We start from the raw sequence: 21,149 nt of genomic DNA, 5'->3' as shown, positions 1-21,149 counted from the left end.
GGGAGCCGCCGGGCCCGGCTTGGGCGCGGGCGGGCGGGGCCCCGGCTTCGGCGGGGCCGGCCTGGCGCCCTGCTGGGCGCCCGGAGACGCCGAACCGGACGGGCCGGGCCCTGGCCGCGGCGCCGACGGGCGCGGGCCGGGGCGCTTGGCGCCGCCCTTGCGCTCCCCCTGCTTCGCGGAGGAGGAATTGGAAAAAGCTTCTGTGAGCCTGCGGACGACCGGCGCCTCGATCGTGGAGGACGCCGAACGTACGAACTCGCCCATCTCGTTGAGCTTGGCCATGACGACCTTGCTCTCTACACCGAACTCCTTGGCGAGTTCGTAAACCCGGACCTTCGCCACTGCACTCCCTACTCGGTCCGGGGGTGCGGCCTCCGGACCGTCGCTAACTTGCCGTACTCATCGCGGCGTGCTCATCGAGCGCTCATAGCAATCTCGACCTGCTTCCGACTAGACGTCGCTTTCCGTTTCGCCATCCTGCTGCCGCGGCGTCGCCGCCGCAAGCCCGTCTCGCAGCACGCTGGTGTCGAGCGGCCCCGCCAGGCGGAAGGCCCGGGGGAACGCCCGACGTCGCTCGGCGAGCTCGAGACATCCCAGGTCGGGGTGCAGATGAGCGCCCCGGCCCGGCAGCCGCCCCGCGTGGTCGGGGACGATGACGCCCTCGACCGCCACCAGGCGCAGCAAGTCGGTCTTGGCCGTACGGACCCTGCAGCCCACGCAAGTGCGCAGCGGGACCGACCGGCCACGTGAGGGAAGTCTACCGCGCCGAGCGTTCGGCGCTACCTGTCGCATGCTCTCCTCACGTAGTTGATCCATATTCGCTCGGTACGGGCGGCTATGGAGCGGTGCCTCCCGGGGTCGGGGCGGCCCCGCCGTCCTCGGCGGCCGGCTCGGCGGCCGGCGCCGGGGCCTGCGCGGGGGCGGCCGGCTGCTCGGTGTCGGACCGGATGTCGATCCGCCAGCCGGTGAGCCGCGCGGCCAGCCGGGCGTTCTGCCCCTCCTTGCCGATCGCCAGCGACAGCTGGTAGTCGGGCACGATCACCCGCGCCACCCGCGCCTCGGCGTCGACGACCTCGACCGCCGAGACCCGCGCCGGCGACAGCGCGTTGCCCACGAACTCGGCCGGGTCCTCCGACCAGTCCACGATGTCGATCTTCTCGCCGTGCAGCTCGTGCATCACGTTGCGGACGCGGCTGCCCAGCGGGCCGATGCAGGCGCCCTTGGCGTTCACGCCCGGCTTGCGGGACCGTACCGCGATCTTGGTGCGGTGGCCGGCCTCGCGGGCGATCGCGGCGATCTCCACCGTTCCGTCGGCGATCTCCGGGACCTCCAGCGCGAACAGCTTGCGCACCAGGTTGGGGTGCGTCCGCGACAGCTGCACCGAGGGACCGCGGTGGCCCTTGCGCACCTGCACGACGTACGCCCGCAGCCGCTCGCCGTGGTCGTAGGACTCGCCGGGCACCTGCTCCTGCGGGGGCAGCACCGCCTCGATCTTGCCGAGGTCGACCAGCACGTTCCGCGGGTCCTTGCCCTGCTGGATGATGCCGGACACGATGTCGCCCTCGCGGCCGGCGTACTCGCCGAACGTGAGCTCGTCCTCGGCGTCCCGCAGCCGCTGCAGGATCACCTGCTTGGCCGTGGTCGCCGCGATACGTCCGAAACCCGTGGGGGTGTCGTCGTATTCCCGGACGGCCTCGCCCTCCTCGTCGGTCTCGGTCGCCCAGACGGTCACGTGCCCGGTCTTGCGGTCCAGCTCGACGCGCGCGCGGGCCGCCGCGCCCTCCGTGCGGTTGTACGCGATCAGCAGGGCGTCTTCGATGGCCTTGACGGCCACCTCGAGCGAGATGTCCTTCTCGCTCTCCAGGCTCCGCAAGGCGGTCATGTCGATGTCCACGAGTCTCCCCCTCTAGTCCGGCTCAGCCGGAGATCGCGATTCCGCGGCCTCACCGGCGGGCTCGCCGGGATCGCCGTCCCGGCGGAACTCCACCTGCACCCGGCCCCGGCCGAGCTCGCCGAGGCCGAACCGGCGCCTGGTCGTCCTCCGCGGCGCCCCCTTGGGCGCCTTGCCGCCCTTGCCCCCCTTGGGGCCCTTGGCGGGGGCGGCGACGTCGATGACGACCGCCTCGTCGTCCGCGGACACCACGCGGCCCTCGATCTGGCCTCCCTCGACCAGCGGGGCGACGACCAGCCGGCCCGCGGCGCGGCGCCAGTGCCGGGGCTCGGTGAGGGGGCGGTCGACGCCGGGCGAGGTCACCTCCAGCACGTACGGCCCCGCGCCCATGACGTCGGAGCCGTCGAGGAGGCCGGAGGCGGTCTGGCTGAGCAGCGCGACGTCGTCGAGGCTCACCCCGCCGTCGGCGTCCACCACGATCTTCACCAGCCGGCGCCGCCCCGCGGGCCGCACGTCGACCTCTTCCAGGTCGAAGCCCGCCTCGGCGACCGCCGGCGCGAGCAGCCGGGTCAGCGCGGCCACCGCCTCCGTGCGGGCGCTCGGGGCCGGGCCGTCGTCGCGGCCCCGGTGAGCGCGTCCACCGCCGGACTCGACGCTCATGGGACCTCCTCTGAGTTTGTGCGGATACCGCCGTGTGTCCGTTGCCCTTCAAGACTATCGACAGCCGGGCACCCCAGCGGCCTTTCGGACGGCTCACCGGCGCGCCGGGTATGGAATGCTTGAGCTGGCCTGATGGGCGGTTCGATCGCGGCGGGCCGGGATCACCACGCCACTCGGTGAGGAGACGCGCTTGCCTGAAGGGGTGCCGGCGACGGCCCTGCCACGGCGCGCGCTCCTGGGCGCCGGGGCGGCCCTGGGCCTGCCGCTCGTGGGCGGCTGCGGCGGCGCAGGCCGGGACGCCGGGACCGCGGCGGCGCGGGCCGAGCTGACCGTCCTCGTCGGCGCGATCGCGGCCGAGCAGGACCTGATCGCCCTGTACGAGGCCGTCCGCGGCGCCCACGCGCCCCTGGCCGCCCGGATCGATCCGGCGCTGGCCCACCACCGCGAGCATCTGGCCGTGCTGAAGCGGCACTACCGGCCGGGGTCGGGAGACCGGGCGGACGAGGCCGCGATCCCGGCGCCGCGCGCGCAGCGGGCGCCGGCCGGCCGGGCGCGGGCCCTGGCGGCGCTCCGGCAGGCGGAGGAGAGGGCCGCGGCCGCGCGGGCGGCCGAGGCGGGCAAGGTCGAGCCGGGCCTCGCGCAGCTCCTCGCCAGCATCGGCGCCTGTGAGGCCGGCCACGCCGCGGCCCTGGAGGGAGCATGACCACCGTCGACGCCTTGCAGCGGGCCCTGCGGTCCGAGCACGCGGCCGTGTACGGGTACGGCGTCGTGGGTGCGCGCCTGCGCGGCGCCCTCCGCCAGGACGCCCGGACGGCGTGGAACCTGCATCGCGCCCGCCGGGACGACCTGGCCGCCCGGATCACGGCCATGGGCGCGAAGCCGGACGCGGCCGCCCCCGCCTACAAGCTTCCCCGGCCGGTCGGCTCGGCGCGTTCCGCGGCCCAGGTCGCCGCCGCGCTGGAGGACGACGCCGTCACCGCGTACGCGGGCCTGGCGGGCGCGGGCGACGCCGCGCTGCGCGGGTTCGCGGCGCGGGCCATGCAGGAGGCCGTGGAACGGGCCGTGCGCTGGCGGGCCCGGTCCGGCCCGCCGCAGGCCGCCGGTCCCGCCTCCGCCTTCCCGGGCCTGCCCGGCACGGCCCTGACGCCGCGGCCGCGTCCCGGCGAGTGAGCCGCCGCTAGGCCGCCGCCCACCGGTCGATGTGGGCCATGAGCCCGTCCAGGCCGTCGATGGTCGCGTCCGGCCGCACCGAGTCGTACGCCGGGACGGTGCTGTTCGGGACGAGCACGCCGCGGAGGCCGGCCGCCTTGGCGCCGTGGATGTCGTCGTACGGCCGGTCGCCGACGAACACGCAGCCGGCCGGGTCGTCGGCGCCGACGGCGTCCATGGCCGCGCGGAACGCCTCGGCGTGCGGCTTGGTCCAGGGGATCTCGCTGGAGTAGACGGCGCCGTCCAGCAGCTCCAGGACGCCGTCCCGGGCGAAGATCCGTTCGTGCCACTCGCGCGACCACATCGTGTTGGACAGCACGCCGACCTTGATCCCGCGCTCGCGCAGCCCGGCGAGCAGGGCGGGCGCGGCCGGGTCGATGATCGTGTGCGGTGTCCAGACCTCGAACTGGGTGGCCAGCAGCGCCTCGGTGGGCTCGACCCCGGCCAGTGCGAAGAGGTCGTCGAGGGTGGCGCTGCGGTGCTCGTCCCGGCCCCGCCGCCACAGCTCCAGCTCGGCGTCGAGCAGGGCCTTGGCCACCGCCTCCACCTCGTCGGGCTCGTGGTGGGCGGCGCAGATCCGCCGCCACATCTCGCCCAGTTCGATGTCGTGCCACGGGGTGAGCGTGCCGCCCCAGTCGAAGATCACCGCAGATACCGCCATGCCGGGATCGTAACCATTCCGACACACACGTCGATCATGATTTCGGTGCGGCCCGGAGGCGCGACCGGGTCCCGTCCGTCCACGCACGAGCGAACACGAGCGGATCACGAGCGAAACGGTGAGGGAAATGTCGCGCATCCGGAGACACCTCGCGGCCGCCGCGGCCGCCGGCACGGCGCTGGCCGCGATCCTCGGGACCGGCGCCGGGGCGGCCGCCGCGCCCGTACCCGACGGCCCCGGGAAGGGCTGGGTGCCCGCCTACATCGGCGGCCCGCACACGCCGCGCCCGCTGCCGGGCGAGCCGGTGCCCGCCAACCCGCACCAGGGGCCGGTCGGGCTGTCGTCGATGCACGCCGACAGCTACGCCTCCGACACCTACCCCTTCCACGGGCCCCTCGGGAAGCGGCCGGAGGCCCGGTCCGAGGCGAAGGCGGGCGGGCTGCCGGGGCTGTGCTCGACGGTGACGTTCGCCAGGAAGAGCGGGCTGATCGTGGCGCAGTGCACGCGGGGGGCGACGTTCACGCTGCGGCTGATCGATCCGGGGACGCTGCGGGACCTCGCGACGTACGAGCTGCCGCAGCGCTCGTCCACGGTGACGGCCGCGGTGACCCTCGACTTCGACAAGATCCTCACCGACACCTCCGGCGGCGCGTACTACTACCTCGACCCGCAGGACCGGGCCGTGCTCGCCGACTCGGCGTTCCACCTGCGGCGGTTCGCCCACGAGAAGGGCCCGGACGGGGCGTGGCGCTTCACCGTCACCGACGACTGGGACCTGAGCGGGCACCTGCCGCACGACTGCGCGACCTGGACGAACCCGTGGCCCAAGGGCGAGTGCGACCCGATCACGGCGGTCGGGCCGGACTGGGGCGGGCTGATCTGGTGGATCACGCGGAACGGCCGGATCGGCACCGTGGACCCGGAGAACGGCGCCGTACGCAAGATCAGGCTCCAGGGCGAGGGCATCCAGAACTCGTTCGCCGCCGGGCCGGACGGTGTCTCGATCGTCTCCGACCACGCGCTCTACAAGCTGCGCGCGGGCGCGGACGGGACCCCGGAGATCCGCTGGCGGAAGGCGTACGACCGGGGCAGCGGCCGCAAGCCGGGCCAGATCGACCAGGGCTCGGGCACCACGCCCACGCTGCTCGGCACGGACTACGTGGCGATCACCGACAACGCCGACGACCGCATGAACGTGCTGGTGCACCGGCGGGACGACGGGAGCCTGGTCTGCAAGGTGCCGGTGTTCGGCAGCGGGGCGAGCGCCACGGACAACTCGCTGGTCGGGTACGGGAACAGCCTCTTCGTCGAGAACAACTACGGCTACCGCAACTTCTTCGAGCTGAAGCCGGGCGGCTCGTCGGTCGGCGGGGTGAGCCGGGTCGACATCGACGCGGACGGGCAGGGCTGCCGCACGGTCTGGGAGAGCGAGGAGCGCTCGCCGTCCACCGTTCCGAAGGTCTCGGTGACGGCGGGCCTGCTGTACCTGTACACCAAGGAGCCCAGGAAGGACCTGGTCGACGCCTGGTACCTGACGGCGGTGGACGTCCACACCGGCAGGACCGTCTACAAGGTCCTGACGGGCACCGGCAAGTGGTTCGACAACAACTGGGCGCCGGTCACGCTCGGCCCGGACGGGACGGCGTACGTCGGCGTCGTGGGCGGTCTGGCGGCGGTGCGCGACCGTTCCTGAGCGGGTGTCCCGAACGGGCCGCGTGACGACCGCCACATCACGATTTTCGTTATCCGCATGGGGGAATGCCGGTACGAAATGAGGGGTTGCGCCGAGCGGGGCTAGCTTGCGAGGTGACCGGGACATGAGCGATCAGGTCGCGGCTTCTACGCGCCCCGCCTCACCTGCCTCGCCTTCCTTGCCTTCTTCAGCGGCCCCGCCCGCCCCGCGGCGCCGTCCCGGCGCGAGGGCGCTGGTCCAGTGGGGCCTCGGGATCTCGGCGATCGTGCTGCTGGTCGCGTTCCGGGACCGGCTGCCCGACTTCGGTGCCATGTGGGACGCGGCGGCGCGGGCGCATCCGGCGTGGATCCTGCTGGTCGTGATGGCCTCGGCGATCTCGATGGGCGCGTTCGCCCGGCTCCAGCGGCGGCTGCTGCGGATCGGCGGGGTCCGGCTCACGCTGCGCCGGGCGATCGCGGTGACGTACGCCGGGAACGCCCTGTCCACCACGCTTCCGGCCGGCCCCGCGGTGAGCGTGGTCTACACGTTCCGGCAGTTCCGGCACAGCGGGGCCACCGCGCAGCTGGCCACGGCGGTGATCCTGGCGGGCGGCGTGATCACCACGGCCGCGTACTCGGCCATCGCGCTGCTGGCCCTGCTCGCGGCGCCGCAGGCCCGGGAGGCGGCGCTGGCGGCGCTGCTCGCCCCGGCCGTCCTGGCGGCGGCCGCGGCGCTGATCCTGGTCCGGCGCGGCCCGCGCGCCCGGCTGGCCGCGGCGGCGGGCCGGGCGCTGCGGGCGCTGCTCGCCCGGCCGCGGATCGCGCCCCACGTGGAGGGCCTGCGGGACGGCCGCCGGGTGCTGCGCCCGGCCCGCCGCGACTGGGCCGCGCTGGCGGCGCTGGCCCTGGTCAACTGGGTGTTCGACATCCTCGCGCTCTTCGCGGCGGCGCAGGCGGTCGGGATCGACATCGCCCCGCACGTGGTGGCGCTGGCCTACTTCGCGGCGCAGGCGGCGGGCAGCGTGCTGCCGCTGCTGCCGGGCGGGCTCGGCGCGATCGAGAGCAGCATGGCCGCCGCGCTGGTCGCGCTCGGCGCGACGCTGGCCCCGGCGGGCGCGGCCGTCGGCCTCTACCGGCTGGTCTCGTACGTCGCCGTGGTCGCGGTCGGCTGGCTGGCCTGGCTCGGGCTGCACGAGGGCGCCCGGCTCTCCGCCCGTACGAGGGCCCGCGTCCGGGCGCGCCTCACGGTGGCCGGGCGGGCGGTGCTCGCCGGCCTGTCGGCGGCCGCCATGGCGATGTCCCCGTACGCGGCGGCGCAGAACCTGCGGCCGCCCGGCACCCGCCGCCCATAGAGGGCTCCACGCGAATCTCCGCCGAACCCTCCCCGGAACCGCCCGAACGGGAATCTTCCGGGCCCGCGCCGGTTGTACGAGGGGCGACTGCAACGCACGGCTACAGGAGGGTTCGGGTTTCATGGCCGACGGAGCGACCGCAGCCAGGGCGTCCGTACCGGGCTCCGCGCCCAGTCCCGCCGGCGCGGTTCCGGCTCCAAAGCGGTCTTCCGCGCCCGCGGCGCCCGCACCGGTCGCCGACATCGACACCGCCCGCTTCCGCTCGGTGCTCGGCCGGTTCGCGACCGGGGTGGTCGCGATCACGGCCGTCGATCCGGCGTCGGGGCGGCCGACCGGGCTGGCCGCCAACTCGTTCACCTCGGTCTCGCTGGACCCTCCGCTGGTGGCGTTCTGCGTGGCGCACACCAGCTCGACGTGGCCGCGGCTGCGCGCCGCCGGCCGGCTGTGCGTCAACATCCTCGGCGAGTCGCAGGCGGACGTCTGCGAGCGGCTGGCGGCGAAGGGCGGCGACAAGTTCGCCGGCATCGGCTGGACGGAGTCGCCCGCGGGCGCGCCGGTGATCGACGGCGGGCTGGCCTGGATCGAGTGCGAGGTCGAGGCCGAGCACCCCGCCGGCGACCATGTGATCGTCGTGGCCCGCGTCCGGCACCTCGCCCGTGCCCGGGACGGCGAGCCGCTGCTGTTCTACAAGGGCGAGTACGGCCGCCTCGACGCCTAACCCGCCCCGCAGTCCCTGCGTGGACCCTAGGTAGAGGTGACGGGCGCGTCCTCGGGCGCGCGCAGCCGCGCCAGGACCTGGACCGGGTCCGCCAGGACCTCGGCGAACGCGAACTCCGCCGCTCCCACGAGCGTCGTGTCGTCCCCGAGCGCGGCCGTGCGCAGGCGGACCTTCTCCCGGGGCGCCGCCAGCGCGCCCGTCGCCAGCACGCTGCGCACCTGCGCCGCCGACCCCAGGTAGACGTCGCGGAGCGTGCCGCCGAACACGACCAGGCCCGGGTTGAAGATGTTGACCAGGTTGGCCACGCCCCAGCCCAGCCAGGTGCCGACCCGGTGCAGCGCGTCGCGCGCCACGATGTCGCCCCGGTCGGCGGCGTCGACCACCGCGCGGACGGCGTCGCGGCCGGCCGTCCCGGGGACCTCCTCGCGGCCTGCGTGCGCCAGCAGGGTCCGCTCCCCCACCTCCGCCTCCAGGCAGCCGCGCGACCCGCAGGCGCAGCCCCGGCCGCCCGGGTTGACCACCATGTGGCCGATCTCCCCGCCGAACCCCTCCTCGCCGCCCAGCAGCCGGCCGCCGACGATGATGCCGCCGCCGACCCCGACGTCGCCGTGCAGGTAGATGAGGTTGTCGCAGCCGACGCCCGAACCGCGCTCATGCTCGGCCAGCGCGCCGAGGTTGGCGTCGTTGCACACCGACACCGGGATGCCGAGGCCGAGTCGGCGCGACAGCGCCTCGCCGAGCGCCAGGTCGCCGATGTCAAGGTTCGGGCCGAACATGATCTGGTCGTCGGCGCGGCGGACCGTGCCGGGGAACGCCAGCGCCGCGCCGACGCACACCGAGTCCCGCCCGGCCTTGCGCACCAGCGAGCGCGCCGCCGCCGCCAGCGCGCCGACCAGCTCCGCCGGGTCGGACGGGCCGGACGGGCCGCGCTCGCGGGCCGCCTCGCGCCGGTCGAGGATCTCGCCGCCGAGCCCGACGCGCGCGACCCCGAGCCGGTCGACGCCGACGTCGAACGCCAGCACGTACACCCGGGTCGACTCGGGCCGCACCACCAGCGACGGCCGGCCGGCCCGGCGGCCGGGGCTGCGCGGCAGCTCCTCGCGCACCAGCCCGGCGGCGGTCAGGTCGGCGGTCAGCGCCATGATCGTGCTGCGGTTGAGGCCGAGCGCCCCGGCCAGCGTCGCGCGCGAGGCGGGGCCGCGCAGGTGCACGAAGCGCAGCAGGGTGCCGAGGTTGTGGCGCCGGATCTCCTCTTGTGACGGGCCCGCCCTCATCATGCGGGCGGTCCCGCCGCCGGGGCGTCCGCCTCGCGGACCAGGCCGAGGTCGCCGCTGCGGCCCGAGGTGATCAGCTCGACGACCTGCGCGTGGGTGACGTCGGCGGTCCTGACCTGGGCGACCATCCGGCCGAGGTAGAGCGCGGCGATCCGGTCCGACACCGCGAACACGTCGTTCATGTTGTGCGAGATCAGCACCACGGCCAGCCCCTTGTCGGCCAGCCGCCGGACCAGTTCCAGCACCTGCTGGGTCTGGGCGACGCCGAGCGCGGCGGCGGGCTCGTCCAGCACGACCAGCCTGCTGTCCCACAGCACGGCGCGGGCGATCGCGACGGTCTGCCGCTGGCCGCCCGACAGCGCCGAGACGCGCTGCCGCACCGAACGCATCGTGCGGACCGACAGCGACGCCAGCGTGGTGACCGCCAGCTCCTCCATCGCGGACTCGTCCAGGACGGGCCCGCGGCGCCGCTCGCGGCCGAGGAACATGTTCTGGACGATGTCGAGGTTCTCGCACAGCGCGAGGTCCTGGTGCACGACCTCGATGCCGAGGTCGGCCGCCTCGCGCGGGCTGCCGACGCGGACCGGGCGGCCGTTCCACAGGTAGCTGCCCGAGTCGAACGGGTGGATGCCGCCGATGCACTTCACCAGCGTCGTCTTGCCCGCGCCGTTGTCGCCGACGAGCGCGGTGACCTCGCCCGGGTAGGCGGTGAACGAGACGTCCTGCAGGACCTTGACGGGACCGAAGCTCTTGTCGATGCCGCGAAGGTCGAGAACGGGTGTCACTGACATGCCGTGCCCGTCCAGATCATCCAGGGGCTCCCACCGTGCCGCACCGTCATCGGGCGAAAGACGGTCACGCCTGGCGAGCGTAGCAGCAGCGTCCCGTGCCCGGAAGGCGGTCCCGCGCCCCTCGAACGGGGACGGGAGGCCGGTGGCCAGCGCCTCCGGCTCCCCCGTCCCCGCGCCCGGGTTCATCGGCCCGTCGACGCCCTGCGGCGCCGCGCCAGCGCGTCGATGCTGGCGGCGAGCAGCAGCACGGCGCCGGTGATGAGGAAGTTGACGTACGCCTTGGCGCCCAGCAGGCCCAGCCCGTTCTCGATGCTGGCCACCACCAGGCCGCCGAGCACCGCGTCGCGGGCCCGGCCGCGCCCGCCGAACAGGCTCGTGCCGCCGATGACGGCGGCGCCGACCGCGAACAGCAGCGTGTTGCCGGCGCCCGCGTCGGGGGTGACCGAGTTGAGGCGGGACGCGGCGAAGATGCCCGCGATCGCGGCCAGCCCGGAGCAGATCATGAAGACCGACATCCGCAACCGGGTGACGTTGATCCCGGCCCGCCGGGCGGCCTCGGCGTTGCCGCCGATGGCGTACAGGTGCCGCCCGTAGGCGGTGCGGCCGAGCACGAACGTCGCCACGATCAGCAGCAGCGCCACCAGCGGGACGCCCCACGGCACCCCGGCCAGCGTGATCGCCGGGCTCGGCGCGCGGTCCAGGCTGAGCACGTACGTGCCGAACAGCAGCGCGACCGCGACCACCGCGACCTGCGCGACCACCAGCTGGACCGGCTTGGACGCCAGCCCGCGCTCGTGCTGGCGGCGCCACCGCCACAGCTGGATCACCGCGTATCCGGCGGCGGTCACCGCGGCCAGCGCCCAGCCGAGCCAGACCGGCATGTTCTTGTTGGCCAGCGCGACGATCACCTCGTCGTGCACCGGCACGGTGCCGCCCTGGCCGATCAGCCGCAGCGTGATCCCCTGGAGGCCGAGGAACAGCGCGAGCGTGACCACGAACGACGGGATCCGCACCACCGCGACCAGCCAGCCGATCGCGGTGCCGATCACGATGCCGGCCGCGACCGCCGACAGCACCGCCACGTACCAGGGCTGGCCCGCGTCGACCATCAGCTTGGCCATCACGCCGCCGCAGACCCCGCTGGCCACGCCGGCCGACAGGTCGATCTCGCCGAGCAGCAGCACGAACACCAGGCCCATGGCCAGGATCGTCACCGGCATCGCCTGGGTGAACAGGTTGGCGATGTTGCGCTCGCTGAGGAACGTCTCGGGGCGCAGCGCGGTGAAGAGGACGACCAGCCCGGCCAGGCCGAGGATGGCCGGCAGCGCGCCGAGGTCGCCCGACCGCACGCGGCCCCAGTAGTCGCCGAGCGCCGACCGCACGTCCCGCGGGCGCCGGTCGGCGGCGAAGTCGGAGTCCGCCAGCTTCATGGCGGCACCCTTGTCGATGGACATCGAAGCCCCTTCAGATGTTCTCTGCGGCGGTCGCCGGCGCGAGGCCGAGATCGCCGGAACGGCCGGCGGTGATGAGCTCCACGACCTGCCCGGTGGTGACGTCGGCGCGCTTCACGTCCGCGGCCACCCGGCCGAGGTAGAGCGCGGTGACGCGGTCGGCCACCTCGAACACGTCGTTCATGTTGTGCGAGATCAGCACCACGGCGTGGCCGGTGTCGGCGAGCCGCCGGACCAGGTCGAGGACCTGGCGGGTCTGGGCGACGCCGAGCGCGGCGGTGGGCTCGTCCAGGATCACGACCTTGGACTCCCAGAGCGCGGCCTTGGCGATCGCGACGGTCTGCCGCTGCCCGCCCGACAGGCTCGCGACCTGCTGGCGCACCGACTTGACGGTGCGGACCGACAGCCGGGCGAGGGTCTCGCGGGCCGCCTGCTCCATCGAGTCCTCGTCGAGCACGATGCCGCGGCGGCGCTCGCGGCCGAGGAACATGTTCTGCACGATGTCCAGATTGTCGGCCAGCGCGAGATCCTGGTAGACCACCTCGATGCCGAGCGCCGCGGCGTCCCGCGGTCCGCCGATCTCCACCTGCCGGCCGTCGAACTCGATCGTCCCGGAATCGATCGGGTGGATCCCGGCGATGCACTTGATGAGGGTGGACTTGCCCGCGCCGTTGTCGCCGACGAGGGCCATCACCTCGCCGGCCCGCACGGCGAAGTCCACGTCGTGCAGGACGTGGACGGCGCCGAAGCTCTTGTTGAGCCCGGTCAGGCGGAGGACGGGGTCACCGTTTTCTGCCACGTGCTTCCTTCCAGGGGGACGTGCCCGCGGCGGGTCCCGGCCGCGCCCGCGCCGGCGGCGCGGGCGCGGCACAGCGGCGGGACCCGCCGCGAGGGGTCACTGAATGCCGGCGTCGGCGCACTTGTCCGCGTACGGCCCGGCGCAGAGCTCTTCCTTCTTCACGAACCCGTCGTCCACGACCTGCTTGATGTTGCTCTTGTCCACCCCGATCGGGGTCAGCAGCACCGAGGGCACCTTGCGCTTGCCCTGCGGGTCGTCGACGGTCCCGTTGGTCTCGGCCTTCTGCCCCTTGAGGACGGCGAGGGCGAGCTTGGCGGCCGCGTCGGCCTCCTGCTTGACCGGCTTGTACACGGTCATGCACTGGGTGCCGTCGAGGATGTTCTGCAGGCCCTGGACGGTGGCGTCCTGCCCGGTGACCGGCACCTTCCCGCCCTGGTTGTTCTTCTTCAGGATCGAGATGGCGGAGTTGCCGACGCCGTCGTTGGCGGCCAGCACGCCGTCGATCTTCCCGTTCTGCTGGGTCCACATCTGCTCGAAGATGGTGGCGGCCCGCTGGTTGTCCCACTCGGGCACGGCCTGCTCGGCGACCTTCTTGTACTTGGTCACCTTGTCGAGGACGCTGTGCGCGCCCTGCGCGAACAGGGTGGCGTTGTTGTCGGTGGGGGCGCCGTTCAGGTACGCGATGTTGGCGTTCTTGTCGCCCAGGCACTTCTGCAGGCCCTTGCCGAGCTCCTCGCCGACCTTCACGTTGTCGAACGAGACGTAGTAGTCGGAGACGCCGCCGAGGGTGAGCCGGTCGTAGTCGATCGTCTTGACGCCCTGCTGCTGCGCCTTGCGCTGCACGGCGGCGGCCGAGTTGGAGTCGATCCCGTCCACGACCAGGACGGTGACGCCGCTGGTGAGCATCTGGTCGGCGATGGTCTGGAAGCGCTGGGTCGAGCCCTCGGCGTTCTGGATGTCGTACTTGACGCCGGCGGCCTTGAACGCCTGCTCCAGGTACGGCCGGTCGAAGCTCTCGTAGCGGACCGAGGACTTGGTGTCGGGCAGGATCACGCCGATCTTGCCCTGCTCGTTCTCGCCGCCGCCCTCCTCGCCGTCCCCGCAGGCCGCGAGCGTGAGCACCGCGGCCGCCGACACGGCGGTGAGGCTGAGGATCCCCTTGCGCATGGGCCCGGGTCCTTTCTGGGGGGTGGGAATCCGCCGGTGACGGTGGTCACACGGGCGAATGTTGTGCCTCGCAACTTATGTCCCGGTCGCCCGATTAGTCGACCCCCAATTTGTTGTCCGCCGTAACAATCAAATAACACGCGATCGACGTGCGGATACGTGATCTTGAACGCGCGGGCGCGCGGGCACGGCGGAACGGGCGCGAATGTTCGGCGCCTCAACATTTCCGATCAAGGGCGGCCGGCCCGCTCCGGTCCCGCCCCTGGCCCGGCCCGGTCGGCGGGCAGGCGGGGATCAGCGGGCCGCGAGCACCTGGGCGACCCTGGCGGCGACCGCGGCCACGTCGGCGGCGGGCGCGATGCGCTCCGACCACGACCAGCGGTACCACCAGCCGTCGGCGGCCTCCTCGGCCAGCACGTTCTCCGCGAGCGCGGCCGCGTCGGGATTCACCACCTGCAGGAACGGCGCCTGGCCGCGCGGGTGGGACAGCCGCACCGTGAAACCCAGCGGCACCAGCTCGTCGCCGAGCTCCTCCAGCAGGCGGATGCGCGTCCGCGCCGACGCGGCGGCCGTGCCCGTCTCCCCTGGCGTCATCGTCGCTCCATCGGACATCGTCTGGCCGGGCGGCCCGGCGCGGATTCAGCCTCCTCCCTCCCCGTCCCGTCCGCAAGCACTTCGGGCAGGTCAGAGCCGTCGCGCGCGCAAAACCTCGGGGCGAGGCGGGCGGACCCGTGAATGCCGAACCGCGATCCGGGATATCTTGCGCGTACCAGACGGTCGTCCAGATGGGGGCTTTTGCATGACGGCGCACGCGGGACCGAGCCCGGAGACACCCCGGGATCTGACCCGGCCCGACCTGCCGCTCCCCGAGGCGCCCGGCACCGCCCCGGCGCCCCCGCCGCTGCCCCGCCCGCCCGAGCCGCCGGCGTCCGGGCCCGCGCCCGCCGCGCCGCCCGCGAGCGCCGGCGGGGGCCGGAACTGGCACCGGTTCCACTACCCGATCGGGATCTTCCTCGTCGCGTACGGCGCGACCGGGTTCGCCACCGCGCTGATCGGCTGGAACGACCGGCGCGAGGAGCTGGCCGGGTACATCGGCGCGGGCATGGCCACCCCCGTCCTGGCCGCGGTCAAGATGGTCGAGCTGGCGCTGGTCGCGCTCGCGCTCGCCGGCGTCGTGCGCCGCCGCGACATCTGGTTCCTGCCCGCGCTGACCGGCTGGCTCGCGGGGTTCGCCGTCTTCGCCGTCCTGGACGTCGTCAAGGGCAAGTGGGGCGGCCTGCTGGAGCACGCCGTCTACCTGGCGGCCTTCGCGCTGCTGCTGTTCGTCTCGTACGGGCTGAGCGTGAAGGCGCGGGTGGGCCGGGCGGCCAAGGCGCAGCCGCGGCCCGAGGCGGCGCAGGCGGCGCAGGCGGCTCAGTCCGTCCCCGCCGGTGACGCCCCGGCTCCCGCCGCCCCGCCGGCGGCGGCTCCCGTCCCGGCCCCCGGCTCCGCGCCCGTTCCCGGCAGGCCGCTGACCCGTACGCAGGAGTTCGCCCTCGCCACGCTCAACCGCTGGCAGGAGGCGGCCAAGTCCGCCACCGGCGGCAACGCGCTGCCGTGGCAGCACAACCAGCGCCCGGCTCCCGCTCCCGCTTCCACTCCTGCTCCTTCCTCCGCGCCCGCTCCCGCCCCGGCTCCCTCGCCCGCACCGGCCCCCGCGGCTCCATCGGCGGCCGGGACCGAGGTGACGCGGGCCGAGGGCCTGCCCCTGCCCAAGCCGCCCGCGCCGACGCCGCCGCCCGAGGCCGCCGAGCCTCCCGCCGCTCCGGACGCTCCGGACGCCGACGACGACACGGTCTCCGAGGACGACTCCGAGACCGTCGCCGACACCGGGTCCCGGCAGGACTCCGAGGCGACCCAGGCGTTCGAGCCGCCGAAGCCGCGCGCCTCCGGGGACGTGCCCGCGAACGCCACCCGGCCGATGGAGCTGCCGGACGAGCCGGAGAAGTAGCGCGGTAGGCCGCCGGCGCACCCCGGCACGTTCACCGCCGCCGGCCTTCACGAACGGCGCCGCGTCAAGGGGGACGCCGCCCGACCGGCCGGAACGTTCTCGTCAACAGTTGCCGTTGGTGAACGATTCGGCCGCTGCCAGCTTTGTGGCACATGAGAGCCCGAAAACTCGCGTGGTCGGTGGTGATGGCCACGTCGCTGGCGGCTCCGGCGGCGTTCGCGGCCTCCGCCGCGGCGCAGCCCGCCGCACCGGTCAAGGCCCCGGCCTGTGACCCGACGGGGACGAAGCCGGAGTACCGCGGCAAGGTCCCCTCTCCCGAGCAGGTCCTCGGCATCGAGCTCGGCGAGCGGCAGGTCACCGCCGCCGAGTCCGACCGCTACCTGGAGACGGTCGCCGCCAGGAGCGAGCGCGTCGTCTCCGGGACGCTGGCCAAGAGCGCGCAGGGACGCCCCCTCAAGTACGCCATCGTCGGCGAGCCCGACCTGCTGTCGCGGGCCGGCCTGGCGAAGGTGCGCTCCGACGCGGCCCGGCTGCGCGACCCGCGCACCCCCGACGCCCTCGCCAAGAGGATCGCCGAGCGCGGCGTGCCGATCCTGTGGGTGAGCGGCAACGTGCACGGCGACGAGCCCAGCGGCACCGACGCCGCACTCCAAGTGCTGCGCGACCTCGGCGACCGCACCGACTGCGCCGCGGCGAACGTCCTGGAGAACGCGCTCGTCATCGTGCTGCCGACGCAGAACCCGGACGGCCGCGAGGCGAACACCCGGCAGAACGCGTACGGGTTCGACATGAACCGGGACTGGTTCGCGCGCACCCAGCCCGAGACCGACGGCAAGCTGGCGATGCTCAACCAGTACCCGCCGCAGCTCTACATCGACGCGCACGAGATGGGCGGCGACTCCTACTTCTTCCCGCCGAACGCCGACCCGATCTACCACGAGACGCCCGAGGAGGCGATCGGGTGGATCAACGACATGTACGGCGCGGCGATGGCCGCCGAGTTCGACCGGCAGGGCATCGACTTCTTCAACCGCGACGTCTACGACCTCTTCTACCAGGGGTACGGCGACACGGTCCCGACCACCGCGTTCCACGCCGCCGGGATGACGTTCGAGAAGGGCGGCGACAGCCCGTACCCGGACCGGTTCCGCGAGCAGTACCTGACGCAGTGGGTGACGCTGTCGCAGGCGGCCGCCAACCGGCGGAAGATCCTGACCGAGTGGCGCAAGATGGCCGTGGACGCCTACCGGCAGGGGCAGGCGGGGCGGCTGGAGCCCAACCAGATCTACAACCCGCCGAACCAGGTCGACCGGCCGGTGCCCGACCGCGCGGTGCGGCACTACTTCCTGCGCGCCGACGACCGGTCCAAGCGCGCCGAGGTGCGGACCATCGTGCGGCGGCTCCAGCGGATGGGCGTGCGCGTCGAGCGGCTGACGAGGCCGCTGAACGTGCCGGACTACAAGGCGTACGGGCGTGCCGAGGCGCGCACGACGCTTCCCGCCGGCACGTACTGGATCCCCATGGCGCAGGTGCAGAAGCACTGGGTCCAGGCCATGCTGAACGAGGACTCCTACACGCCGTTCCCGTACTTCTACGACGTGACGGCCTGGAGCCTCCCGCTGCTGGGGAACGTGTCGGGCGGCTCGTCCGGCGCCGAACTGCGGCCGCGCGCCTCGTCCGTACCGGAGCAGCGCGGGGAGCACGGGGAGAACGCAGCCGCGCGCCACGGCGGAAAGCCGAAGATCGGCGTGCTGCAGCTGTCGGACACCTCGTCCGCGGCGCGCCAGTCGGCCGGATGGCTGCGGCACAGGCTCGACCGCGATTGGCGGCTGCCGTTCACGCTCATGACGCCCGCCGACGTGGCGGCCGGGAAGCTCAAGGGCGTCGAGGTGCTGCTGGTGCCGAACGGCCCGGCGGGCGCCGCGTACGACGGGCTCGGCGCGGGCGGCCGGGCGGCGCTGCAGAAGTGGACCCAGGACGGCGGCCGGTACGTCGGCTGGCAGGGCGGCACGGAGCTGGCCGCGCGGCTCGGGCTGACCACCGCGCAGCTCAGCGAGCCCACCTCGGACGTCCCCGGCACGCTGTTCCGCGTCAACGTCGACCGGAAGAGCCCGCTGGCCGACGACGTGGGCGCGACCGCCTGGCAGTTCTACTCGTACGACCTGGTGATGCGCCAGCCCGACCCGGCGAAGGTCGCGGTGCGGTACCCGGCGGCGGACTCGCCCGACTGGTTCGTGTCCGGGTTCGAGCGCGGCGCGGCCGAGCTCGGCGGGACCGCCGCGGTCGTCGACGAGCCGGTCGGCGCGGGCCGCACGGTGCTGTTCGGCGGCGAGCCCAACTTCCGGGCGTTCACCGACGGGACGGCGAAGCTGCTGGCCAACGCGATCCTCGGGCCCGACCCGGAGCCGGGCGCGTCCGTGCTCGCCGCTCCCGCGCCGTCGGGGACGGCCGCCGCGAAGGCGGCGGCGCTGCCGCAGGCCGAGTCGCCCATCCGGGTCTCGGTCAGGCCGGGCGACGCCGCCCGCACGGCCGCGCTGATGCGGTCGGTCGGGGCCAAGTGGACCGAGCGGCGCGGCGGGGACGCGGTGCACTACGTCATCGACAACCCGCGCGGGCTGACGGCCGACCGGCATCCGTTCGCGGGACGGCTGGCGTCGCAGATCCGCAAGTCCGGGATCACCCCCATCGCGGTGACCCTGCCGTGACCCGAAGGCCGTGAACGGCGCGGCGGGCCGGTCCTTCCATCGGAAGGGCCGGCCCGCCGCCGTTCAGCCGGTGACGATCCACCCGATGGCGGTCATCGTCCCGGGCGGGACCTCGGTGAACCCGGCGTCGCGCACCGCGACCGTCGCGCGCCCGACGCAGCGCCGCCACGGGACGTCGCGCGCGATGTGCACCCGCAGCCCGCCCTCGATCCACGCCTCCACCTCCGCCGCGCCCGCCTGCCGCAGGAGCAGCTGCGCGGCATGCCCCGACTGGGCGGCCGCCTTGCCGGTCGTCATCGGCACGTCGGGGTTGAGGGCGATCGCCGCGTACGGCGGCTTGGGCGGCTCCGGCACCGCGTCCTCGGGCCCGTCCGCCAGATCGAGCCCCGCGACCTGGAGCTTCGACAGCTCCGGCGGCACCTCGGTGACCGGGCCGGGGACGAACGCCCGCACCTCCGCGCCGTCATGATCGACGGTCACGCCGGGCAGCTCCTGCACCTCGGGCCAGCGCACGCCGCGCGCCCGCCGCGTCACCTTGCGGATCCGCCCCGACTCCCAGCGGCGCACGAACGGGAACCACTCGCCGTCCGGATCGGCCGCCCGCGGGTCGGTCAGCAGCCGCACCACCGCGGTCGCGGCCGCCGCGCACACGGCGGTGTGCGCGGGCGGCGACGCCTTCTCGGCCCGCGCCACCAGCTGCATCGCCCACGGCGGCTCGTCGAAGGCGTCGAGAGGCTCGTCGAGGGGCTCGTCAAGGGGGCCGTCGGGTGTGCTCACGGCAGGAGTATTCCATCCGGGCCGCCGCGCGCTGTTGGCACGGCGGCCCTGTGGGTACGGGCAACTAGTGACGCCTCCCGATCGTTCGACGTGGTGCGGGACGATCAGGAGGCCGAGGGGACGGACACGGCGGAGAGGTCGGGTCGGAGGTCGCCGGTGACCAGTGGTACCTGGAGCAACTCCATCCCGGGGGTGGGGACGTACTTCGTCGGGATCGACGTGGCGCCCGGCCGCTACCGGTGCGAGGACGGCAAGGGCGGCTGGTGGGTCCGCTTCACCGGGCCCGGCGGCGGCGACCCGGTCGGGTCCTGGCCGCTGCCGGCCGGGCCGACCGAGATCGAGATCACGCCGACCGACTTCGCGTTCGAGACGCACGTGGGGACGTACTGGCAGCGGATCGCGCCGCCGCGCCAGGAGGACGGCGCCCCGCCCGAGCCGCGCCCGGTGGCCGATCCGGGGCTGAAGGCCGAGCTCGACACGATCGTGGCCCGGCGCCGCCCGCTGGTCTGGCTGGCACCGCTCACCGTGCTCGGCATGGGCCTGCTGGGCGCCCCGGTGCTGGGCTCGCTGTGGCTGCTCGGGCTGGCGATGATGGCCGTGCTGGTCGCGCTCGGCTCCCCCGCCGTCTCCCTCGACCTGCAGCGCGCCCGCGAGCTGGCCCGGCGCCGCGACCGCTACCTCACCCCCGAGGACCTCGACGGCGAGGCCCGCGACCTGCTCGGGCGGGTCCAGGCCGCGATCGACACCGTCCGGGACTCGGAGGTCAACCGGGCGGGCCTGCTCGACGAGGTCGACAACGCCGTGACGCTGCCCCGCCAGGAGTGGGAGATCGCGCAGGTGCTGGCCCGGCAGTCGGACCTGCGCAAGGAGCACCGGGTCTGGGCGGCGGCCGACGAGTCCGTCGTCCCGGAGGTGAAGGCCGCGCTGCGCCCGTACCAGGAGAAGCTCGACCTGTCGGTCGCCGCCGTGACCCGCCGGGTGGAGGCGCTGGAGCGCTACGCCGAGCGGACCCGGGCGGCCGACGAGGCGTACCGCGCGCAGCGCCATCTCGACGCGCTGGCCGCCCGCGCGCACGAGTACGACGACCTGCTCGCCGACTCCGTCCGCGACGATCTCGCGCTGCCGGCGATCGAGCGGCTCACCGAGCAGAGCGACGAGCTGGTCCGCCGGCTGCGCGACCGGCTCACCGAGGCGGCCGAGGCCGGCGGGGCGGCGCTGCCGCCGAGCGAGGAGTGACCCCGGCCCGGGTCAGAGCGCGCGGATCTGGTCGGCGGAGGTGAACAGCTCCGCCGCCATCCCGGCCTCGCGCGCGGCGCGCACGTTCCGCTCGCTGTCGTCGAAGAACAGCGTGCCCTCGACGGGCACGCCGAGGCGCTCGCAGCAGATCCGGTACGCCTCGGGGTCGGGCTTGGCCACGCCGATCTCGCAGGAGTACGTGCGGGCGTCGAAGCGGTCCAGCCAGCCGCCGTGCAGGGCCTCGAAGCGCGGGACGAGATCGCCGATGATGTTGGACAGCAGCCCGATCGTGCGGCCGCGGTCGGCCAGCCCGGTGACGAGCCCGACCATCTCCTCGTCGACGTCGCACCAGCTGTCGAGGTCGGCCTCGACCAGGGCGGGGACGTCGGCGAACCGGACGCCCAGCCGCCCGGCCACGTCGGCCCAGTACGCGGCGCTCTCCTGGCCGGCGTCGTAGGCGGGGCGGCAGGCCCAGTAGGCGTCCCAGAACGGCTCCCCGGACACCCCGGCGAGCTCCTCGATGCGCCGCCGGGCCGCGCCGGTCTGGGTGCGGGCGATCACTCCGTACAGGTCGAAGACGATGGCGGGCGCCGGGCCGGAGGGGGCGGCGGCGGCCGCGGGGATCGGGGAGGGCATGCCCCCAGGCTATTCAGAGTCTCCTCACGACTCCGAACGGGCGGCCACGTCGGGTGCACGGAGGAATACCAAGCGCTTGCTACATCGCGTACGCTGGTGCCGAGCCCCGCGCGTACGGGCGAAGGGGCCTGGGCCGCGGGGCGTGCCCGGCATAATGAGAG

Annotated in this window: 21 protein-coding genes; 8 read left to right on the top strand and 13 right to left on the bottom strand. The window is 74.2% G+C overall.

Annotated features, from left to right (window positions below):
- From AB0881_RS31390 to rimP, 4 genes are all read right to left on the bottom strand, one after another.
- On the bottom strand, positions 1-342 hold a 342-nt coding region (locus AB0881_RS31390; RefSeq protein ID WP_366622729.1), incomplete at its 3' end, for a translation initiation factor IF-2 N-terminal domain-containing protein.
- Positions 343-450: 108 nt separating this feature from the next.
- Positions 451-717, bottom strand: coding sequence for a YlxR family protein (locus tag AB0881_RS31385; protein ID WP_366622727.1), 267 nt, complete (start codon positions 715-717; stop codon positions 451-453).
- A gap of 118 nt (positions 718-835) precedes the next feature.
- Positions 836-1,882 (bottom strand): transcription termination factor NusA, encoded by a 1,047-nt coding sequence (nusA, locus tag AB0881_RS31380; RefSeq protein WP_366622725.1) that lies wholly within the window; start codon positions 1,880-1,882, stop codon positions 836-838.
- 24 nt (positions 1,883-1,906) lie between these two features.
- Complete coding sequence (rimP, locus tag AB0881_RS31375) at positions 1,907-2,551, bottom strand: ribosome maturation factor RimP (protein ID WP_366622724.1); 645 nt, start codon at positions 2,549-2,551, stop codon at positions 1,907-1,909.
- A gap of 190 nt (positions 2,552-2,741) precedes the next feature.
- On the opposite strand from rimP, the gene AB0881_RS31370 reads away from it, so the two are divergent.
- Positions 2,742-3,254 carry a hypothetical protein gene (locus AB0881_RS31370; protein ID WP_366622722.1) on the top strand — a complete coding sequence of 171 codons (513 nt, stop codon included), beginning with the start codon at positions 2,742-2,744 and terminating at the stop codon, positions 3,252-3,254.
- Positions 3,251-3,721, top strand: a complete 471-nt coding sequence (locus AB0881_RS31365; protein ID WP_366622721.1) for a ferritin-like domain-containing protein — start codon at positions 3,251-3,253, stop codon at positions 3,719-3,721. Before AB0881_RS31370 ends, AB0881_RS31365 begins: the two co-directional genes overlap by 4 nt.
- A gap of 7 nt (positions 3,722-3,728) precedes the next feature.
- Here the strand turns inward: AB0881_RS31365 and AB0881_RS31360 are convergent, their stop codons facing one another.
- A complete protein-coding gene (locus AB0881_RS31360; RefSeq protein ID WP_366622719.1) occupies positions 3,729-4,421 on the bottom strand; it encodes an HAD-IA family hydrolase in 693 nt (230 codons plus the stop codon).
- A 127-nt stretch (positions 4,422-4,548) separates the two neighbouring features.
- Between AB0881_RS31360 and AB0881_RS31355 the strand changes: the two genes are divergently transcribed.
- The 3 genes from AB0881_RS31355 (at position 4,549) to AB0881_RS31345 (ending at position 8,162) form a co-directional block, all read left to right on the top strand.
- Positions 4,549-6,114 carry a hypothetical protein gene (locus AB0881_RS31355; protein WP_366622717.1) on the top strand — a complete coding sequence of 522 codons (1,566 nt, stop codon included), beginning with the start codon at positions 4,549-4,551 and terminating at the stop codon, positions 6,112-6,114.
- Between the two features lie 178 nt (positions 6,115-6,292).
- Positions 6,293-7,444 carry a lysylphosphatidylglycerol synthase transmembrane domain-containing protein gene (locus AB0881_RS31350; RefSeq protein ID WP_366622715.1) on the top strand — a complete coding sequence of 384 codons (1,152 nt, stop codon included), beginning with the start codon at positions 6,293-6,295 and terminating at the stop codon, positions 7,442-7,444.
- A gap of 121 nt (positions 7,445-7,565) precedes the next feature.
- Positions 7,566-8,162 carry a flavin reductase family protein gene (locus tag AB0881_RS31345; RefSeq protein WP_366622714.1) on the top strand — a complete coding sequence of 199 codons (597 nt, stop codon included), beginning with the start codon at positions 7,566-7,568 and terminating at the stop codon, positions 8,160-8,162.
- A gap of 26 nt (positions 8,163-8,188) precedes the next feature.
- Here the strand turns inward: AB0881_RS31345 and AB0881_RS31340 are convergent, their stop codons facing one another.
- The 6 genes from AB0881_RS31340 to AB0881_RS31315 all read right to left on the bottom strand — a co-directional run bounded on the left by AB0881_RS31340 (position 8,189) and on the right by AB0881_RS31315 (position 14,238).
- The gene (locus AB0881_RS31340; RefSeq protein WP_366622734.1) at positions 8,189-9,436 is read right to left on the bottom strand and encodes an ROK family protein; all 1,248 of its coding nucleotides are present in this window, start codon (positions 9,434-9,436) and stop codon (positions 8,189-8,191) included.
- Complete coding sequence (locus tag AB0881_RS31335) at positions 9,436-10,227, bottom strand: ATP-binding cassette domain-containing protein (RefSeq protein ID WP_366622712.1); 792 nt, start codon at positions 10,225-10,227, stop codon at positions 9,436-9,438. Before AB0881_RS31335 ends, AB0881_RS31340 begins: the two co-directional genes overlap by 1 nt.
- A 182-nt stretch (positions 10,228-10,409) precedes the next feature.
- Positions 10,410-11,681 carry an ABC transporter permease gene (locus AB0881_RS31330; RefSeq protein WP_366622710.1) on the bottom strand — a complete coding sequence of 424 codons (1,272 nt, stop codon included), beginning with the start codon at positions 11,679-11,681 and terminating at the stop codon, positions 10,410-10,412.
- 10 nt (positions 11,682-11,691) lie between these two features.
- Positions 11,692-12,477 carry an ATP-binding cassette domain-containing protein gene (locus AB0881_RS31325; protein ID WP_366622708.1) on the bottom strand — a complete coding sequence of 262 codons (786 nt, stop codon included), beginning with the start codon at positions 12,475-12,477 and terminating at the stop codon, positions 11,692-11,694.
- A 96-nt stretch (positions 12,478-12,573) separates the two neighbouring features.
- Entirely contained in the window at positions 12,574-13,644 is a 1,071-nt protein-coding gene (locus AB0881_RS31320; protein ID WP_366622706.1) for a substrate-binding domain-containing protein, read from the bottom strand.
- A gap of 294 nt (positions 13,645-13,938) precedes the next feature.
- Positions 13,939-14,238 carry a hypothetical protein gene (locus tag AB0881_RS31315; protein ID WP_366622704.1) on the bottom strand — a complete coding sequence of 100 codons (300 nt, stop codon included), beginning with the start codon at positions 14,236-14,238 and terminating at the stop codon, positions 13,939-13,941.
- A gap of 205 nt (positions 14,239-14,443) precedes the next feature.
- Between AB0881_RS31315 and AB0881_RS31310 the strand changes: the two genes are divergently transcribed.
- Positions 14,444-15,634: a hypothetical protein gene (locus tag AB0881_RS31310; protein WP_366622702.1), complete on the top strand. Its 1,191-nt coding sequence runs from the start codon at positions 14,444-14,446 to the stop codon at positions 15,632-15,634.
- A 152-nt stretch (positions 15,635-15,786) separates the two neighbouring features.
- Positions 15,787-18,339 (top strand): M14 family zinc carboxypeptidase, encoded by a 2,553-nt coding sequence (locus AB0881_RS31305; RefSeq protein WP_366622700.1) that lies wholly within the window; start codon positions 15,787-15,789, stop codon positions 18,337-18,339.
- Positions 18,340-18,402: 63 nt separating this feature from the next.
- Here AB0881_RS31305 and AB0881_RS31300 read toward each other — a convergent pair whose 3' ends face one another.
- Positions 18,403-19,116: an aminoacyl-tRNA hydrolase gene (locus tag AB0881_RS31300; RefSeq protein ID WP_366622698.1), complete on the bottom strand. Its 714-nt coding sequence runs from the start codon at positions 19,114-19,116 to the stop codon at positions 18,403-18,405.
- 156 nt (positions 19,117-19,272) lie between these two features.
- Between AB0881_RS31300 and AB0881_RS31295 the strand changes: the two genes are divergently transcribed.
- On the top strand, positions 19,273-20,352 hold the full coding sequence (locus AB0881_RS31295; RefSeq protein WP_366622696.1) for a hypothetical protein: 1,080 nt from the start codon (positions 19,273-19,275) through the stop codon (positions 20,350-20,352).
- Positions 20,353-20,364: 12 nt separating this feature from the next.
- On the opposite strand, the gene AB0881_RS31290 is transcribed toward AB0881_RS31295, so the two are convergent.
- The gene (locus AB0881_RS31290) at positions 20,365-20,988 is read right to left on the bottom strand and encodes an HAD family phosphatase (RefSeq protein WP_366622694.1); all 624 of its coding nucleotides are present in this window, start codon (positions 20,986-20,988) and stop codon (positions 20,365-20,367) included.
- Positions 20,989-21,149 lie beyond the last annotated feature (161 nt).

It is taken from the genome of Spirillospora sp. NPDC029432, from assembly GCF_040703975.1.
GTDB lineage: Bacteria > Actinomycetota > Actinomycetes > Streptosporangiales > Streptosporangiaceae > Spirillospora.
Note: the sequence above shows the minus strand (reverse complement) of the source record. Positions and strands in the feature narration are given on the sequence as shown.

Coding starts and splice junctions, on each gene's coding strand:
- nusA (WP_366622725.1), bottom strand. CDS start 1,882: ATGACCGCCTTGCGGAGCCTGGAGAGCGAGAAGGACATCTCGCTCGAG.
- rimP (WP_366622724.1), bottom strand. CDS start 2,551: ATGAGCGTCGAGTCCGGCGGTGGACGCGCTCACCGGGGCCGCGACGAC.
- AB0881_RS31365 (WP_366622721.1), top strand. CDS start 3,251: ATGACCACCGTCGACGCCTTGCAGCGGGCCCTGCGGTCCGAGCACGCG.
- AB0881_RS31360 (WP_366622719.1), bottom strand. CDS start 4,421: ATGGCGGTATCTGCGGTGATCTTCGACTGGGGCGGCACGCTCACCCCG.
- AB0881_RS31355 (WP_366622717.1), top strand. CDS start 4,549: ATGTCGCGCATCCGGAGACACCTCGCGGCCGCCGCGGCCGCCGGCACG.
- AB0881_RS31345 (WP_366622714.1), top strand. CDS start 7,566: ATGGCCGACGGAGCGACCGCAGCCAGGGCGTCCGTACCGGGCTCCGCG.
- AB0881_RS31340 (WP_366622734.1), bottom strand. CDS start 9,436: ATGAGGGCGGGCCCGTCACAAGAGGAGATCCGGCGCCACAACCTCGGC.
- AB0881_RS31335 (WP_366622712.1), bottom strand. CDS start 10,227: ATGTCAGTGACACCCGTTCTCGACCTTCGCGGCATCGACAAGAGCTTC.
- AB0881_RS31330 (WP_366622710.1), bottom strand. CDS start 11,681: ATGTCCATCGACAAGGGTGCCGCCATGAAGCTGGCGGACTCCGACTTC.
- AB0881_RS31320 (WP_366622706.1), bottom strand. CDS start 13,644: ATGCGCAAGGGGATCCTCAGCCTCACCGCCGTGTCGGCGGCCGCGGTG.
- AB0881_RS31315 (WP_366622704.1), bottom strand. CDS start 14,238: ATGACGCCAGGGGAGACGGGCACGGCCGCCGCGTCGGCGCGGACGCGC.
- AB0881_RS31310 (WP_366622702.1), top strand. CDS start 14,444: ATGACGGCGCACGCGGGACCGAGCCCGGAGACACCCCGGGATCTGACC.
- AB0881_RS31305 (WP_366622700.1), top strand. CDS start 15,787: ATGAGAGCCCGAAAACTCGCGTGGTCGGTGGTGATGGCCACGTCGCTG.
- AB0881_RS31290 (WP_366622694.1), bottom strand. CDS start 20,988: ATGCCCTCCCCGATCCCCGCGGCCGCCGCCGCCCCCTCCGGCCCGGCG.